Annotated in this window: 10 protein-coding genes; 2 read left to right on the plus strand and 8 right to left on the minus strand. The window is 59.6% G+C overall.

What is annotated here, in order from left to right:
- Window positions 1-51 precede the first annotated feature (51 nt).
- Genes efeO (HBO10_RS30220) through efeU form a run of 4 tightly spaced genes read right to left on the minus strand, consistent with a single transcriptional unit; the run spans window position 52 to window position 4,270 of the window.
- On the minus strand, window positions 52-867 hold the full coding sequence (efeO, locus tag HBO10_RS30220; RefSeq protein ID WP_034127360.1) for an iron uptake system protein EfeO: 816 nt from the start codon (window positions 865-867) through the stop codon (window positions 52-54).
- A 25-nt stretch (window positions 868-892) separates the two neighbouring features.
- Window positions 893-2,197 (minus strand): iron uptake transporter deferrochelatase/peroxidase subunit, encoded by a 1,305-nt coding sequence (gene efeB, locus HBO10_RS30225; RefSeq protein WP_034127406.1) that lies wholly within the window; start codon window positions 2,195-2,197, stop codon window positions 893-895.
- A gap of 14 nt (window positions 2,198-2,211) precedes the next feature.
- Complete coding sequence (efeO, locus tag HBO10_RS30230) at window positions 2,212-3,414, minus strand: iron uptake system protein EfeO (protein ID WP_034127361.1); 1,203 nt, start codon at window positions 3,412-3,414, stop codon at window positions 2,212-2,214.
- Window positions 3,415-3,424: 10 nt separating this feature from the next.
- Window positions 3,425-4,270 carry an iron uptake transporter permease EfeU gene (efeU, locus tag HBO10_RS30235; RefSeq protein WP_034127362.1) on the minus strand — a complete coding sequence of 282 codons (846 nt, stop codon included), beginning with the start codon at window positions 4,268-4,270 and terminating at the stop codon, window positions 3,425-3,427.
- 168 nt (window positions 4,271-4,438) lie between these two features.
- Between efeU and HBO10_RS30240 the strand changes: the two genes are divergently transcribed.
- Both HBO10_RS30240 and HBO10_RS30245 read left to right on the plus strand, forming a co-directional pair.
- On the plus strand, window positions 4,439-5,452 hold the full coding sequence (locus HBO10_RS30240) for an AraC family transcriptional regulator (RefSeq protein ID WP_034127363.1): 1,014 nt from the start codon (window positions 4,439-4,441) through the stop codon (window positions 5,450-5,452).
- A gap of 303 nt (window positions 5,453-5,755) precedes the next feature.
- Window positions 5,756-9,157, plus strand: a complete 3,402-nt coding sequence (locus HBO10_RS30245) for a hypothetical protein (RefSeq protein ID WP_152612721.1) — start codon at window positions 5,756-5,758, stop codon at window positions 9,155-9,157.
- A gap of 770 nt (window positions 9,158-9,927) precedes the next feature.
- On the opposite strand, the gene HBO10_RS30250 is transcribed toward HBO10_RS30245, so the two are convergent.
- From HBO10_RS30250 to mexE, 4 genes are all read right to left on the minus strand, one after another.
- On the minus strand, window positions 9,928-10,452 hold the full coding sequence (locus HBO10_RS30250) for a hypothetical protein (protein WP_034127365.1): 525 nt from the start codon (window positions 10,450-10,452) through the stop codon (window positions 9,928-9,930).
- 218 nt (window positions 10,453-10,670) lie between these two features.
- Window positions 10,671-12,086, minus strand: a complete 1,416-nt coding sequence (locus HBO10_RS30255) for a TolC family protein (protein ID WP_034127366.1) — start codon at window positions 12,084-12,086, stop codon at window positions 10,671-10,673.
- Window positions 12,083-15,262 (minus strand): efflux RND transporter permease subunit, encoded by a 3,180-nt coding sequence (locus HBO10_RS30260; protein ID WP_034127367.1) that lies wholly within the window; start codon window positions 15,260-15,262, stop codon window positions 12,083-12,085. Before HBO10_RS30260 ends, HBO10_RS30255 begins: the two co-directional genes overlap by 4 nt.
- Window positions 15,263-15,277: 15 nt before the next feature.
- On the minus strand, window positions 15,278-16,519 hold the full coding sequence (mexE, locus tag HBO10_RS30265; protein WP_034127407.1) for a multidrug efflux RND transporter periplasmic adaptor subunit MexE: 1,242 nt from the start codon (window positions 16,517-16,519) through the stop codon (window positions 15,278-15,280).
- Window positions 16,520-16,681 lie beyond the last annotated feature (162 nt).

Consider the following 16,681-nt stretch of genomic DNA (forward strand, 5'->3'; position numbering starts at 1 on the left):
TGAAACACTTCAGGCAGCGCCCTCGCCGTGACGTACGGGGGGCGCTTTCGATCAGTTGAGTCCCAACTTCCCACGCAAAGTGGACAAATCTTCCGCCAGTGTATTGACCGGGCCCACTAAAGCCTTACGGTCGTTTTCCTTGACTTTGTCGTAGGTCTCGAAGCCGCCATCCGAGGTCTTGTATTTGGCCAGGATCTTGTCCACGGCGGCGAAGTTTTTATCGACCTTGGCCAAAAATGCCTTGTCTTGGTGGTCGATCTGGCCACGAAACAGGTCGACGATTTTCTTTGCACCGTCGATGTTGCCTTGGAAGTCGTACAGGTCGGTATGGCTGTAACGGTCTTCCTCACCGGAAATCTTGGTGGCGGCGACTTCCTCAAGCAGCGCTGCGGCGCCGCCGACGACTTTTTCCGGCGGGAAGGTCAGGCCGTCAACCCGGGTTTTCAGGTCCAACACGTCCTTGTTGAGTTTATCGGCCAGGGCGGCGAGGCCCTGGGTGGTGTTCTCGGAGAACAGGCTGTACTCGATGCGGTGGAAACCGGTGAAGTCTTCGGCCTTGACGCCTTTCTCGTGATCGTCGACGCGTGAGTCGATGGACGCGTCGAGGTCGCTGAACAGCTCGGCGATCGGCTCGATGGACTCATAGTGCACGCGAGTCGGCGCGTAGAGCTTCTTGGCGGTGGCCAGGTCGCCTTTATTGATGGCGTCAGTAAACGCCTGGGTCTGGGTGACCAGCTCAGCGATTTCTTCGGTGACGTAGATTTTGTAATCCGACACCGGGCCCACCAGGTCCAACGGCGCAGTAGCGGCGAAGCTTGCCAGTGGCGAAAGGCTGAGTAACAACAACGCGATAGACGACTTCTTCATGGGAGGCATTCCGCTGTGGGGTGTTTTAGGTCTTGGCAGGGGGGTGAGGGTGCGTTGCGGCGAGCAGCGTGCGTCCGATGAAATCCTTGGGCCCGGTGACACCCGGCAAGGTAAAGAAATACCCGCCACCCACTGGCTTGAGGTACTCCTCCAGCGGTTCGCCGTTGAGCCGGGTTTGCACGCTGATAAAGCCTTTCTCCAGGTCAGCCTGGTAGCAGATGAACAACAAGCCCATGTCCAGTTGACCATTTTTGTTGACGCCGTTGGAGTAGTTGAACGGCCGCCGCAGGATCAGGTTGGCCTGGGTCTGCGGGGTGCGCGGGTTGGCCAGGCGGATGTGAGCATCAAGCTTGGTCAACTTGCCTTGCGGGTCCTTGCGGTAGTCCGGGACCTGGGTTTCGTGCTGGCCGTCCATGGGCGCGCCCGTGGGTTTGATACGGCCGATGATGCTTTCCTGTTCTTGCAGCGGGGTGCGATCCCAGCGCTCGACAAAGTTACGGATGATGCGCACGGCCTGGTAACTGCCATGGGCGGCCCAGGCCGGCTCGTCGCTGGTGGGCTGTACCCAGACGATCTGGTCCATGGCCTTGTCATCGTTGGAGTTGGGGTTGGCCGAGCCATCGCGAAAGCCCAGGAAGTTGCGCGCACTCTGTGCCGGTTCGCCGGGCTTGGCCGGTGCCTGGGGCGGCACGCTGCCTTCTTGCTTCCAGCGCACCAGCAGCAGGTCGGGCAGGTTTTTGACGATGTCGCGCAGCGCGTGGATATTGGTGTCCGGCGTGTTGGAGCTGAACTGCAGGCTCAGGTCGCCGTGACACTGCGCCGGTTCCAGTGCATCGTTGGGAAAGCCGACCATGCGACTCAGGCGCTTGGGCTTGGCGGCGGCAAGGCCGAAGCGTTCGTCGAACAACGACTCACCGACCGATACTGTAATGGTCAGGTTATCCGGTGTGACCACAGGGCCAAGGATGCCGGAATCGGTGGGCGGCAATTTCGGGTCGACCTGGGGCACGGTGCCGCCGGTCATCAGAAATGCGATGCGCTCGTTGAGGGTGCGGAACAGACGTTCCAGGTCTTGGCGGTCGCTGGCCAGTACATCGAACGCCACGACCATGCCGCAGGCCGGGCGCGGGGTGACGATGCCGCTTTGGTGCTTGCCGAAAAACGCCTGGTGGTCCTGGGTCTTGTCACTGCGCGGTGCGGTGGTGACTTGCTCAGCCGCTGCCGCCATCGCCGGGCAGGTCAGGCTGCTGCCGGCAATCGCAGCGCCGGTGGCCGCCATGCCCAACAGGACGCGGCGACGTTGGAGGTCAAACTGTTCTGTATCACTCATGTATGCGGTCGTCTTCACTGCAGGCCGGAAAGGCCAAGGGCGGGGTCGATTCCATCGAGTGCAACGGCCAGTGCCTTGGCCTTGTCGCCGATCTGCTTGCGCTGATCGGCTGTAACCTTGTCGTAGCTGGGGTAACGGTCATTCACCTTGAGCCCGTCGAGTTCGCTGTCGAAGGCGTTGAGCGCGCTGTCGATAGCGGGCAACAGGTCGGCGGCGGACTTGACCAGCAACGGGCGCATCAGGTCGACCACCTTGCGCGCGACCTGCTGATTGGCGGCAAAGCCGTTCAAGTCGATGTGGCTGTAGCGTTCCTCTTCACCGCTCGCCGCCCGCACGTCCGCCAGGCTGTTGAGGTTGTGGACCACGATGCTCACCAGTTGCTCCGGGGGCAGGGACTGGGCCAGTAATTGCTGCTTGAGCGTGGTGACGTCGGTAACCAGGCGTTGGGCGACCGGCGCGAGGCCATCAAGGCTGTGTTGCTGGAATAGGCTGTATTCGAGGCGGTGGAAGCCGCTGAAGGCGGGGTCCTGTTCGCGCTGTTCAAAATAATCGGCGCGGGCATTGATCGCGTTATCCAATTCGGCCAGACGCTGAGACGCCGGCGCCAGGCGCTGATACGCCTCGCGCGCCGGTACATACAGCGCCTGGGCCTGGGCCAGGTCGCCGGCGGCGATGGCCTGTTGCAGGACCGTTACGGCCTTGACCAGCGCACCGCCTTGGCTGCTCAGGTACACGCGAAACTCCGACAACGGGCCGATAAAGGCCACCATCGACGGCTTGGCCTTGGCCTGGGCGTCAGACTCTGCCGTGGGCGTGACATGCAAGGTGCCGCGAGGGTTGCTCAGCAGGCCACAGGTAATGGCGTAGTCGCCGGGCAGCAGGTTGGCGTTGATCACTTGGCTCAGGCCTGGGGCGATGTTTTCCCGCTCTTCGACCACCAGCACGCCGTCGAGGATTTCCCACTCCACCGCGCGGTCGGAGCGGTTGATGATGCGAAAGCTGGCATGTCCTGCTGGTACCGTCAGGGCGTTGGGTTCGCAGGCGTGGCCGTGGATGGTCACCGCGATTTCATTGTGGTTGGTCTGGCGCTTGCCGGCGGCCAATTGCGAGGCGTAGTAGAACAGGCCTCCGGCGGCGATCATCACCACCACCGAGCCGGCCACGCCCCAGCGCAGGGCGCGGGACGGCGGGGCCGATTGAGGGGTTGGGTTGGACAAGAGACGGTCCTTACTGGCTGGAAACTGAAGAGGTATTGGCAACGGGCTGGGTAGGGGCCGCGGGCAGGAAGAACATCACCAGGGCCACCACCAGGTAAATCAGATAGGCGCCCAGGGTGCTCACGGTCGGCGCCTCCTGGTAACCGAACATACCGGCCAGTACCGAACCGAGCGGGCTGTCCATGGGCAACGCAGCGCTGAAGTCGAATAGCACGGTCTGCCAGTGATTCCACACGCCGGCTTCATGCAGGGCTTGCACCGAATTGGCGAGAATGCCGGCCGCGACCACCAGGATGAACAGGCCGGTCCAGCGGAAAAACGCACTGAGGTTCAGGCGCATGCTGCCGGAATAAATCAGTAAACCCACAACAATGGCCAGCGCCAGGCCAAGCAGGGCGCCCACCGGAGCGCCCGGACCTTCGCTTTGCTGGAACACGGCCAACAGGAAGAACACCGTCTCCAGCCCTTCGCGGGCCACGGCGAAGAACACCATGGCGATCAAGGCGAACACCTGATGCCTGGAGCCGGCGAGCGCATGATCGAGGGATTCATGCAGCGAGTGTTTAATCGAGCGCGCCACTTTGCGCATCCAGAACACCATGGAACTGAGGATGCCCACGGCCACCAGACCGACGACACCTTCAAACAATTCCTGCTGCTTTTGCGGGAATTCCGCACTGACCAACTCCAGGCCGCCGCCCACCAGCAGCGCCAGCGCTGCCGCCAGGAACACGCCGATCCACACTGCAGGCATCCACTGGCCACGCCCGGTCTGTTGCAGGTAACTGGCGATAATGCCAACGATTAATGCCGCTTCAATGCCTTCGCGCAGCATGATTAAAAAAGGAACGAGCATCGGGCACCCGGGCACAACTAGTTAGGGAGCTAAGTTGTAACATAATGATACTCATTGCTAAACAAGAAATATTGACCTTTGCTGAACGTGGGCTGAACGGTGGTGGCGAAGCGCAACCGCCTTTATGATGCAGACCACCCAGACTGCAGCCGGACAGTTCAACGCCCCATGTCGGAAAAAGACACTATCTCCATCCACCTTGTGCGCGAAGCGCTGTTGCACAGTTGCGCGCCGGGAGCGGCCACCGTTGAGGCATTGAGCAAAGTCGGGATTGACCCGGCGTTGCTTGAGCAGTCCGATGCTCGCGTGGCGGCCACGGCCTATGCACGTCTGTGGCGCTTGCTGGCGCGGCGCAGGGACGATGAGTTTTTTGGCATGGACCCACGCACACTCAAGTCCGGTAGCCTGGCGTTCCTGTGTCGCGCCTCCATGGCGCAACCCAGCCTGGCGGCCGGCCTGGAAACCGGCTTGGGGTTTCTCTCGTTGATGCTTGAGCATCTTCCGGCCCAACTGGTTCGCCAACAGAGTCTGGCGGAGATCGTCCTGCTGGAACCTGGTGAGCCAAAACGCGCTTTTACCTATTTCACCTATTGGATGATCGTCCACGGCGTCGCCTGCTGGCTGGCGGGGCGGCGCATCCCGATCCTCGCCATTGAACTGCGTTGCGCGCAGCCGGACTTCTGTGACGATTACCGGGTGATGTTTTCTGACAACCTGCGCTTTGACCGACCACGCACACGCATGATTTTTTCAGCCGATTGTCTCGACCTGCCGATCAAGCGCAGTCCGGAAGAACTCAAGCGCTTCCTTGCCCGTGCGCCGGCCAACATCCTGGTCAAATACCGCGATCCCGAAAGCCTCGCCACCCGCATCAAGCACGACCTGCGCCAGATGCCGCCCCATACCTGGCCTGAAACCGAGGGCCTTGCGGCCAGCTTGTGCATTTCCGCTTCCACACTGCGCCGCCGCCTGGCAGAGGAGGGGCAGACTTATCAGGGGCTCAAAGACGGTGTACGCAAGGAGCTGGCGATTGTGTGGCTGGCTGAACCGCAGATCAGTTTTGCCGAGATTGCGTCGCGGTTGGGGTTTGCCGATACCAGTTCGTTCTACAAGGCGTTCCGCAAGTGGTCCGGGTCCAATCCGGGGCACTTGCGCAGCCTCATTCTGCGCGACGCGAGTTGAGTCGGCAGCATTTAGCGTAGCGAAAGGTCTGGCTTGTGCCTCGTCTTTTTCCTATGGAGCCAGCGCAGACCTTCTCTCAGTCTGGAAACCCTTATTGAACGCTGGGTCATGGACGTGTTATCAAAAGTTCCTGCAGCAATACCTCTTCTCTCTTCAGCGCGTTTCGGTCCCCCACCTTTTGTTACCCCCCCTGAGGTCTCGTCATCGTGGGTTGCCGGGTCGGATCCCGCGCAACACAGATTCACTCAAGGCGAGGCGGACGCGATTGACCGGCAAGCCTGGTTGACCGTGTTGGAGCGCAGTGTGCTCGAAAAGGCTGACTATGCCTTCGTCGACCTGGCGAACCTGCGGTTTAACCTGGCACCCCGTCCTGGCGCCGTCGACAAAGACACCACCGCGCTGGCGTTTCTGCAACAACGTTTTCCAGGGCTGAGTGGTGAAAACCTGCCGCGAACGGCCGCGCAGGTGCGTAACCTGATCAATTGGCAGCGTCTTGGGCTACCATCGAGCCCTGCCTTGGGCAACTACACCTGGGCATCTGCGCAGGCACCCGAGCCAGGCCACCCAAGCCTGAGCCTTGACGAACGCCAACGCTTGGTCGAGGCGTTAAGAACCTATGTCGGCGACGGCATCCTCACCAGCATGAACGTGACCACGCAAAACATGGATGATCAGATCACTCGGCATCTGAGTAGCCATGCACCGCTCAATCGCTATCGGCAGAACACATTGCTGGCTGCGATTGGGCGTGATCCTGCCGGGTTTTCAAACGACCAGCGCAACCAACTGCTGCTGACTGCCCTGATGTTGAGCATTGACCCCGAGCTGGGGCAGCGTAGAAACCATATCGCAGGTTATGACCTGTACTCACCGGCTAACGCCGGGCGTACACTGGCAGAAGTCAAGGGCGACTTGAAGGCGCATCTGGTGCGCAATGGGCGCGTGCGGCCCGAGGCGGTGGATGCCACTGTGCATATCATGCTGGCCAGTGTCGCTCCAGAGTTTGTGCTGCCAGACACGCCGGATACGTTGCGCATCGGCTCTCCTGCCTGGGTGGTACTCAGGAAAACTGTCGCGTTGCTGGAGGAGTCAGCAGAGGGCTCCAGCCGCACCCTCACCTATGACCAGGTGCTGGAGCGCGCCATCCTCCAGGCCCAGACGCCGGAGCAAGTGGTGTTGTTTCATGCCATCGAAACAGAACCGCTGCTTGATTGGGCAACGATGCACGGGGTCATTGCTCGGCGAGCGGACGATCAGTACACCACCCAAGACCTGCAAGTCGCGGCGACAAAATACAACGACTATATCGAGAGCTCTCATCAGGCCCTTGTAACATTGAGCACCCCGATAAAAGACCGGCGAGCGCGAGCACAGGCTGACCTCGAACGCGTGCTTCCCGGGCACGATCTGAACGAACCGATGCATACCGTGGCGTACCGGTTTCCCCGGTTGCTGTCTAATATGGTGCCCGGGTTACCCTGGTTGCAGCGCAGTCTCGGCTTTAAGGAAAGTCTGGTTGACCTGCACATGAGCGGCAATCTCAAGTACGGTGAATTTGCCTCGACCAGGCTTGAGGATATGACTGGCGCCACGCTGTTCAAAGATGAATATGACCCCAGGCTGGCCTCCCTGCGGGTGCACTTCACGAGATTGAAACATTCCGGGCAGTCCCTTGCCGAGGCTGTCAAGGGTGATACCGAGCGTTTTCAAAAGGCCGTCTCCACGGGCCTGAAAGACATTCTCAGCAAAATGCCCTACGCGGACCGGCAGGCACTGGCCACTCAGGAACTGACCTTTTATCGAGTCGAGGCCGAGTCCATTAATGGCGCAGGTACTTCCATAACAGATGCCGATGAGCAACTCCAGGCGGTGAGGGGGCGCTATGGCTTCCTGATCGGCGTCGGGCAGGGCAAAGATGCCAAGTGTTATGAGTTTTTTCCCATGAGCGGGACCTATGTCGAACGGCACGACTTCAAGGCGATGTTGGACAAAGGCGAGGCAATCGTCCCGCGGTTGTGGGTGACCCGTATGAAGTCCCACGTGGACGGTCCACGGGCGGGGGCATCCGAGGTGCAGATCAGGGCATTGCGCGAAACACTGCCGGCGGCGACATCTTCACAAACGCTGGCACCGCTTGGTTTTTTTTCGGAGCGGGCCAATGCGATTGCTGACTACGTAGCCCAACGCAATCTGGTGCTGGATCCCGAACAACTCCTCACTACCGCAATGGGGCAAACGGCCTCGGAGCGTTTCCAGGCTCGGGTCAAACGGGTCAGTAAAACACTTGTAAATACATTGATTCCCTTCAAGGCTTGCTACGACGACATTGTCTCCGGGCACGTCAAAAAAGACCTGAGAGCGTTGACAGGGTGCGCCACCGACGTTGCGGTAGCCATTACTGTCGTCGCAGGAGGTGCAGCGGAGGGGGCTGCAGCGTTCGATAAGGCGCAAACCGGCTTTTCCAGGCTGGCGGCGGCTACCCGGGCGGTGGGGACAGTCACCAACGGTTTGCTCAATCCATTCGCCGGCCTCTCTGAACCTCTGCTCAAAGTCGCCAAGTGGGTAGGAAGCCGCCTGTATCGGCTTGGAGAGAAGTCCCAGAGCGTGGTGCGCGCCGCTTGGAAAGCGCAACTCGAAGAACAACGGGTCGGGCGCGTTCGGCAAATGCGCCGCGACTCGCTCAAAAGTACAGAAAGGCCGCAGGAAGAGCGCCCGGTGGCGACGCAACCGAACGAAGGCAAGGTCAAGCCAGGGCCGATAGCCACACGCGCAGAGGTCAAGGAACTCATCGAGCGTTCGCAGCCGCTGATGGTGTCCAAGGTGGACGATGCACTTAAAGCGCTAGCAGACCCTGCGCTGGCTGAAGACGTGGACTTTGTGCTCAAGAGCTTCCAGGGCACGTCACCTGTTCAGGCACGAAAACTGATGACCTCTCGCCTTTCACGGCTCAAGACCAACGCTCAAGCGCTGACCACCAGAAACATAAAGTTCATGCGCTCCCGGGACCAACGATGGGTGGCGCAGGTCATCCCGGAAGATTTCAAGGTCGATAAGACGGGGAAATTCATGGAGGTCAACATTGATGGTGCCAAGCGCTATTACCAGCATTTCGGCTCCCACGAAGGCGCGATGAGCAACGCGTTGATTCATGAATTGGACCACCTGCCAGGCCCTGTGAGCCGAGGTACGCTTGATTTCGCCTACCTCACGCGGTTGAGAACAGAAGAAGAAAATGCGGCAGGCTTGCTCAACCTGGCCAAAGGGCATACCGACCCTGCAGTGTTGGCCCTGCCAGGTGAAGATGCACCAGACCTGGTGAGCAAGACGGGCATCAACATGTATGGCTCGCGCGCCGGCAGCCTCAACGGCGAGTCCACGATGACCAGTGTTGCCCTGCTATCTCAGCTCAAGACAGACCCCAACTTGTTCAAGCAGAACCGCGCGATAATTGAAGCCGCGCAGGCGGCTTTTGGGGAATTACCGATAACCGATCAGGTACCCATAAGAATCGTCAGCAAACGCTCTGCGCGCGCCCCCGCGCCAGGGCTGATTTACGCGATGGACCAGGGCTCCAGGAAGCTGATCGGAGTTTACCGATTAATGCAGCAGCCTCCCGGTACAGTGCTTCCCGAGCGCCCGCTCACGCATCAGCCGGCACGTGACCAGGCGTTCAAGGCCTATGTGCAAGAGCACTTGGTATTTTAAAAAAGGTTCTTTTTAGAATGGGCCGCCAGGACGGCACCTGACTTGCGTGAAAGTGGCGTTACAGGCTGGATTAGGAAATAACTGACAGCGCCCTTCGCTTGAGTATGACAGACCCTGCCTTATTGTTTTTAGGAAGTGGCTGGCATATCCGGAACAAAAAATCGTGCACAGTTTTAATGGTGATCCTACGCGGCCGCTACAGAGGCTTCTGGGTAGAGGGGTCACAGTACTTAACTGTGAGGGCGTTGCTATAGCTGAATGAGCACGTGGTGTGATGACCTTCATGCGTTAAGTTTTCAATCCATAATGTGATGGTGAACTTATGAAGCGTTTAATTGCGTTACCCTTTAGTGCGTTGATGGTGGTGTCTGTTCAGGTGTCTGCGCTTTGCTTGAATATTTCAGAGAACTTTAGTGGGATAATAGGGGCAGATAACGAAACTACAGCGCATGGGCCGTTCACAATAGGCGGTAATAACGGCTGTTCCGCAGCCAATATTGAAGCAATGGTGTCTGCAGGCGGGGCGGGTAGGGCGCCCCAGATTTCTATTGAGCGAGAAGTCGGCTCTTCTTGGACAAAGGTAGCGGCTAATCCTCTGTCACCTCGCGTGTCCTGGCTGGGGCCTTTTGGCACATATCGAATCCGAGTGCATAACCCTGAGGCCGTATCCAAGACCTATTCAGGAACCGTAAGATACGGGCGCTGAGCGGTAAGAGAAGCAGTGTGTCAGGTCCTCTGGCACACTGCAGTCTGTGCAGACTGACTCTAAATCAAGCACGTTCTTCCACTGATAAATCATTTTTTGAGGAGCCCGAAAAATACGCAAGCGCATTAATCGCGCGATTGGCGTCAACCATGCCCTGTATATACTCCGGAATTCCCCGTGAGCGCCCTACATCTGGGTTGCTTTTCACAAACGCGAGGTAGTCAGCCAACTTTTCATCAAACAAGGCTATCGCATTGAATTTCACGTGCGTGTTTGTTTGCTTTCCATTGACGTCAGATGCACCATCTCCGGATATGAATATTAGGAAAGCCTGTGTATCGATGATTTTACTGTCGTACAGTCTCCTTCCGATCGCCTTAAGTTCATCTGTGCTTATAGAAGTCATATCATAGTTTTTTAAAAAAGCTTTCAGCTCTGCAATGTCGTCTTGCTGCCACACTCGCAGCTCATCAACGGCTTTGGACTCTTCAGTAAAAGTAAACGTGTTCGTCGTTTTCTCTGGGTTTTTGATGACAAAAGCATCTGCCTGCTTAGAAAGCGCATTGGGCATTACCACTCTCATATCCATGCTCGTCTCCTTATAGGATGAAAGGTTCACCCTGCTATCGACCCCTTGCGACAGATATTTAACCTGTTTGAATATTTGGGAAACTTCTTTCAGATAAGTATTACACGTAGGCCAAATTGATTGATCCGCTAATGCCAGGGTAAAAAAAAGCCCCGCGACCGAATGGACCGCAGGGCTAAAAATTGGCTGGATGCGACCAACCAAAGGAGCTCTTTACATCACTTGCTGCTAGCCACCACTGTATCCGGCTGCCAGCCACCCCCAAGGGCCTTGTAGATTGCGACGATGCCGCGATACAGGTCGACTTCGGCCTGGGCCTGGGCGTCTTCGGCGGCCAGGCGTTCGCGCTGGGCGTCGAGCAGGACCAGGAAGTCCACGGTGCCTTCGCGGTAGCGGATCGCCGCAAGGTCGGCGGCGGCGCGGCTGGATTCGCTTTGGCGGATCAGCGAGACCAAACGTTGCTGGCGTTTGCCGTAGTCGCTGAAGGCGTTTTCAGACTCTTCCAATGCCAGCAACACTTGCTGTTCATAGGTGGCCAGCGCGCCATCGGCTTCGGCATTCGCGCCACGCAAACGCGCGCGTACGCTGCCCAGGTCAAACGCGGCCCAAGTGATGCTCGGCCCTAGAGACCAGGCATTCGCGGCGGCCGAGCCGATCTGCGAACCGCGCCCGGCGGTGAAGCCGAGGAAACCGCTGAGGCTCACCCGTGGGAACAGGTCGGCCTTGGCCACGCCGATACGTGCGGTGGCGGCGGCCAGTTTGCGTTCGGCGCTGAGGATGTCCGGGCGCCGTTGCAGCAGTTGCCCTGGGTCGCCAATCGGCAACGCCTTGGCAATCGCTGGCAAGTCTTTCGGGCTCAGGTCCACGCTCAGCTTGTCGGGGCGCTGGCCGAGGAGGGTGGCGATGCGGTTGCGCTCGCGCACTTGTTCAGCCTGCAGTTGCGGCACGCTGGCTTCCACCGCCGCCAGGCGCGCATCGGCACGTTCCACGTCGAGCTGATCACCCACGCCAGCATCACGCAAGCTGACGGTGATGGCACGCGACTCCTGCTGGTTCTTCAGGTTGTCCAGGGCAATACGTTCGCGCAGTTGCGCACCGCGCAGTTGGCCGTAGGCATCCACCAGCTCGGCAATCATGGTGACTTGCAGCTGGTACAGGTCGGCTTCGGCCACCTGCTGGTCGGCGTCACTGGCTTCCAGGTTGCGGCGGATACGTCCGAACAAATCCACTTCCCAGGCCATGTCCAGGCCCAGGTCGTAGCGCTCGCTGTTGACGCGTTTGGTGGTCTGGCCGGGAATCTGGCCCTTGCCCACATCGCTGCTGGCGCGGGAGGTGACCACCGGCATGATGTCGTTGGCCGCATCATCACGGATGGCCCGTGCCGCCCGCAGACGGGCGAAGGCCACGCGCAGGTCGCGGTTGCCGCTCAGGGACTGGGTCACCAGTTGGTTGAGGGTCGGGTCGTCGAACTGCTGCCACCAGATGCCTTCGTATTTGGCGTGGTCGTAGCTCTTGGTGTCGGCGGCGGCCGTGATATTGGCCGCCTCCAGTTGCTGGGTCTTGTAGTCCGGGCCTACGGCACAGGCGGCGAGCGCCAGCACCAACAGGCTCGGCAGGAATACTTTCACACTCATTGCTGTGTCTCCAGCTTCAAGGCCTTGGCCGCTTTGCGCGCTTCACTGCGCTCGACATAGCGACGGATCAGTACGTAGAACACTGGTGTCAGCAACAGACCGAAGAAGGTCACACCGATCATCCCGGAGAACACCGCCACGCCCATGGCATGGCGCATCTCGGCGCCGGCACCGCTGGAGAGCACCAACGGCACCACACCCATGATGAACGCGAACGAGGTCATCAGGATCGGCCGCAGACGCAGGCGGCAGGCTTCCAGTACCGCGGCGAGCGGATCGAGGCCTTCCTGCTGTTTATCCTTGGCGAACTCGACGATCAGAATCGCGTTCTTGCACGCCAGGCCCACCAGTACGATCAGGCCGATCTGGGTGAAGATGTTGTTGTCGCCGCCCGAGATGATTACCCCGGTAATGGCCGACAGCAGCGTCATCGGTACGATCAGGATCACCGCCAGCGGCAGGCTCCAGCTTTCGTATTGGGCGGCCAGTACCAGGAACGCCAGCAGTACGCAGAGCGGGAACACGAACAGCGCGGTATTGCCCGAGAGGATTTGCTGATAGGTCAGGTCGGTCCACTCGTAGGTCATGCCGTTGGGCAGTTCATCTTTGAGCAGTTTTTCAATCGCGGCCTGAGCCTGGCCCGAGCTGTAGCCCGGCGCGGCGTTGCCGTTGATTTCTGCGGTGATGAAGCCGTTGTAGTGCATCACGCGGTCCGGCCCCGAGGTGTCGCTGACCTTGATAAAGGTCGCCAGCGGGATCATCTCGCCTTTGTTGTTACGCACTTTCAGTTGGCCGATCTGGTCAGAGTCCTGGCGGAACTGTTGCTCGGCCTGCACGTTGACCTGGTAGGTACGCCCGAAGCGGTTGAAGTCGTTGGCATACAACGAGCCCAGGTAGACCTGCAGCGTGTCGAAGATGTCGCTGATCGCCACGCCGTGGGTCTTGGCCTTTTCGCGGTCAATGGCGGCGTCGACTTGCGGCACGTTCACTGTGTAGCTGGTGAACAGGCCGAACAGTTCAGGCACGCCGTGGCTCTTGGCGATCACGTTCTGCACTTCTTTGTACAGCTCGTCATAGCCGAGGTTGCCACGGTCTTCGATCTGCAGACGGAACCCGCCGATGGTGCCCAGGCCTTGTACCGGCGGCGGCGGGAAGATCGCCATGTAGGCTTCTTCGATATTGGCGTATTGGCCGTTCAGTGCACCGGCAATCGCACCGGCAGACATGCTTGGGTCTTTGCGCTCATCAAAGGGCTTCAAGGTTACGAACACGATGCCGCTGTTCGGGCTGTTGGTGAACCCGTTGATCGACAGGCCCGGGAAGGCAATTGCGGCTTCCACGCCGGGTTGTTTAAGGGCGATCTCCGACATGCGCTTCATCACGTTTTCGGTGCGGTCCAGGCTCGCAGCGTCGGGCAGTTGGGCGAAGGCCACCAGGTATTGCTTGTCCTGGGCCGGTACGAAACCGGTCGGCGTGTGGGCAAAGCCGAAGAACGTCAGCACCATCAAACCCGCGTAGACGAACAAGGCAATACCGCTGCCGCGAATCACACGGCGCACGGTGCCTACATAGCCATGGCTGGCCTTTTCGAAAAAGCGGTTGAAGGGACGGAACAGCCATCCCCCGAAGACCTTGTCGAGGAACTTGGAGAAACGGTCCTTCGGCGCGTCGTGACCGCGCAGCAACACGGCGGCCAGGGCAGGGGACAGCGTCAACGAGTTGAACGCCGAGATCACCGTCGAGATCGCAATGGTCAAAGCGAACTGTTTGTAGAACTGCCCCGTCAAGCCACTGATGAAGGCGGCTGGAATGAACACCGCACACAGCACCAGCGCCGTGGCGATGATCGGGCCGGTAACCTCGCTCATGGCTTTTTCGGTCGCCGGGAACGGCTCCAGGCCCAGTTCGATATTACGCTCGACGTTCTCCACCACCACGATGGCGTCGTCCACCACGATACCGATGGCCAGCACCAGGCCAAACAATGACAGGGCGTTGAGCGAGAACCCGAACAGGTGCATCACCGCAAAGGTACCGATCAAGGATACCGGCACCGCCACCAATGGAATGATCGAGGCGCGCCAGGTCTGCAGGAACAGAATCACCACCAGCACCACGAGGATCAGTGCTTCAAACAGGGTATGCACCACCGCTTCGATGGAACCGCGCACAAAGATAGTCGGGTCATAGGCGATGCGGTAATCCATGCCCGCCGGGAAGCTCTTTTTCAGCTCGGCCATTTTGCTGCGTACATCGTTGGAGATGTCGATGGCATTGGAGCCTGGACGCTGGAAAATCGGAATCGCAACGGCGGGCTGGTTATCGATCAACGAGCGTAGCGCGTATTGGCTGGAGCCCAGTTCGACCCTGGCGATGTCCTTGAGGCGCGTGATTTCACCGTTGGCGCCGGCGCGAATCACAATGTTCTCGAACTCTTCCTCAGTGACCAGGCGGCCCTGGGTGTTGACCGACAACTGGAAGCTGGTGTCACTCGGCGCAGGTTGGGCGCCCAGGGCACCGGCTGCCACCTGGCGGTTCTGCTCGCGGATCGCCGTGACCACATCGGTCGCCGTCAGGTTGCGCGAAGCGGTTTTGTTCGGGTCCAGCCACACGCGCAGGGAGTAGTCGCCCATGCCGAACAACTGCACGTCACCGACTCCGCCCAGGCGGGCTAGTTCGTCCTTGATATTGAGGATCGCGTAGTTGGACAGGTACAACATGTCATAACGCTGATCCGGGGAGGTCAAGTGCACCACCATGGTCAGGTCGGGGGAGGCCTTGTCCACGGTAATACCGATGCGCGTCACTTCCTCCGGCAGCTTGGGCTGGGTGCGCGTCACACGGTTTTGTACCTGCACCTGCGCGTTGTCCAGGTCGGTGCCCAGGGCGAAGGTGATGGTCAGGGTCAGCTTGCCGTCGGCGGTGGACTGCGAGGACATGTACAGCATGTTCTCGACACCAGTGATGGCTTGCTCCAACGGCGCGGCCACGGTTTCACCGATGACTTTGGGGTTGGCACCCGGGAAGTTGGCGCGCACTACCACGGTCGGCGGCACCACCTCCGGGTATTCGCTGATCGGCAGTTGGAACAGCGAGATTGCACCTGCGATCAGGATCAACAGCGACAGCACCGCTGCGAAGATCGGCCGTGAAATGAAAAACTTGGAAAAATTCATCTTGAGTCGTATCCCTTAACCGCGTGGAGTCGCGACGCTTGCGAGCTTGGGCGCGGGTTTCTCCGGCGCCACTTGCTCCAGGTTGCTGGCTTCAAGCGCTTGTCGTTGTTGGGCCAAGGCGGCGAGGGTTTCCTTGCTGGCCATCGGGATGGTTTCCGGTGCGACCGGCGAGCCTGGGCGTACACGCTGCAGGCCCTTGACGATGACGGTGTCGTCCTTGGTCAGGCCGCTGCGCACGATGCGCAAGCCTTCGATTTTCGGCCCCAGTTCCACCGCGCGATAAGCCGGCTTGTCGCCGTCCATCACCAGTACGAATTTCTTGCCCAGGTCAGTGCCGACGGCTTCGTCATTGATCAACACCGCCGAATAGGTACCGCTGCCGACCAGCTTCAAACGCGCATACAGGCCAGGGGTGTATTCGCCCTTGCTGTTGTCGAACACCGCGCGGCCACGGATGGTGCCGGTAGCCGGGTTGACCTGGTTGTCGACGAAGTTCATCTGGCCCAGGTGCGGGTTGCCGGTTTCGTTGGACAGGCCCAGGTACACAGGGGTGGTTGCGCCACGCCGGCCTTCACGGGCCAGTTCGGTGTACTTGAGGAACACGCGCTCATCGGCATCGAAGTAGGCATAGACCTTGTCGGTGGAGACCACACTGGTGAGCGCAGTGGTATCGGCGGTTACCAGGTTGCCGGCGGTGATTTCGGCACGGCTGACGCGGCCACTGATGGGCGAGGTCACGCGGGTAAAGCTCAGGTTCAGCTTGGCCAGGTCCAACTGCGCCTGGATCCCGGCCATCGCGGCACGGGCTTCCTGGGCGGCGGTGGTGCGCGAGTCGGCCAGTTCGGCGGAGATCGCATTGCTCTGGCGCAGGCGTTCGCCGCGTTGGGCTTCGTTTTCGCTGCGGGTGGCGGCGGCTTTGGTCTGAGCCAGTTGGGCCTCCAGGCGGCGTACTTCGGCCTGGAACGGGCGCGGGTCGATCTGGAACAGCAGGTCGCCTTTCTTGACCAAAGCGCCTTCAGTAAAAGCGACTTGGTCAATCTGGCCGGACACCCGAGGACGAATCTGCACGGTTTCCGGCGCTTCAAGGCGCCCGGTGAACTCGTCCCACTCGTTGACCGGTTGTTCCAGCACCTTGGCCACGCTGACCTTGGCAGGAGGCATGGCGGCCGCCTGTTCCTGGGTCTTGCCGCACGCGCTCATCACCACCACGGCCAATATCGCCAGAGGGAAGCGCAAATGTTTGAGTGACTGTTCCATGAGGTGCATCCGCCAATGTATTTGAGATGGGCGGATCATGCGCGGGGAGGTGCTATGTCACGAATCGAATGAAGCAAAGGTAACTATCATTCGGAATGATATAAGCGCGGAGTCAGCCCTCTAGCATGGGGGGTTTGTTAGGGAGCTATCAATGTGATTGAT

Source organism: Pseudomonas sp. WS 5503 (assembly GCF_012985385.1).
In the GTDB taxonomy this organism is placed as follows: domain Bacteria; phylum Pseudomonadota; class Gammaproteobacteria; order Pseudomonadales; family Pseudomonadaceae; genus Aquipseudomonas; species Aquipseudomonas paracarnis.

Bases quoted from the DNA above. Each gene is read 5' to 3' on its own strand.
- HBO10_RS30240 (WP_034127363.1), top strand. From the start codon at position 4,439: ATGTCGGAAAAAGACACTATCTCCATCCACCTTGTGCGCGAAGCGCTG.
- efeO (WP_034127360.1), bottom strand. From the start codon at position 867: ATGAAGAAGTCGTCTATCGCGTTGTTGTTACTCAGCCTTTCGCCACTG.
- HBO10_RS30255 (WP_034127366.1), bottom strand. From the start codon at position 12,086: ATGAGTGTGAAAGTATTCCTGCCGAGCCTGTTGGTGCTGGCGCTCGCC.
- mexE (WP_034127407.1), bottom strand. From the start codon at position 16,519: ATGGAACAGTCACTCAAACATTTGCGCTTCCCTCTGGCGATATTGGCC.
- efeU (WP_034127362.1), bottom strand. From the start codon at position 4,270: ATGCTCGTTCCTTTTTTAATCATGCTGCGCGAAGGCATTGAAGCGGCA.
- efeB (WP_034127406.1), bottom strand. From the start codon at position 2,197: ATGAGTGATACAGAACAGTTTGACCTCCAACGTCGCCGCGTCCTGTTG.
- HBO10_RS30260 (WP_034127367.1), bottom strand. From the start codon at position 15,262: ATGAATTTTTCCAAGTTTTTCATTTCACGGCCGATCTTCGCAGCGGTG.
- HBO10_RS30250 (WP_034127365.1), bottom strand. From the start codon at position 10,452: ATGGATATGAGAGTGGTAATGCCCAATGCGCTTTCTAAGCAGGCAGAT.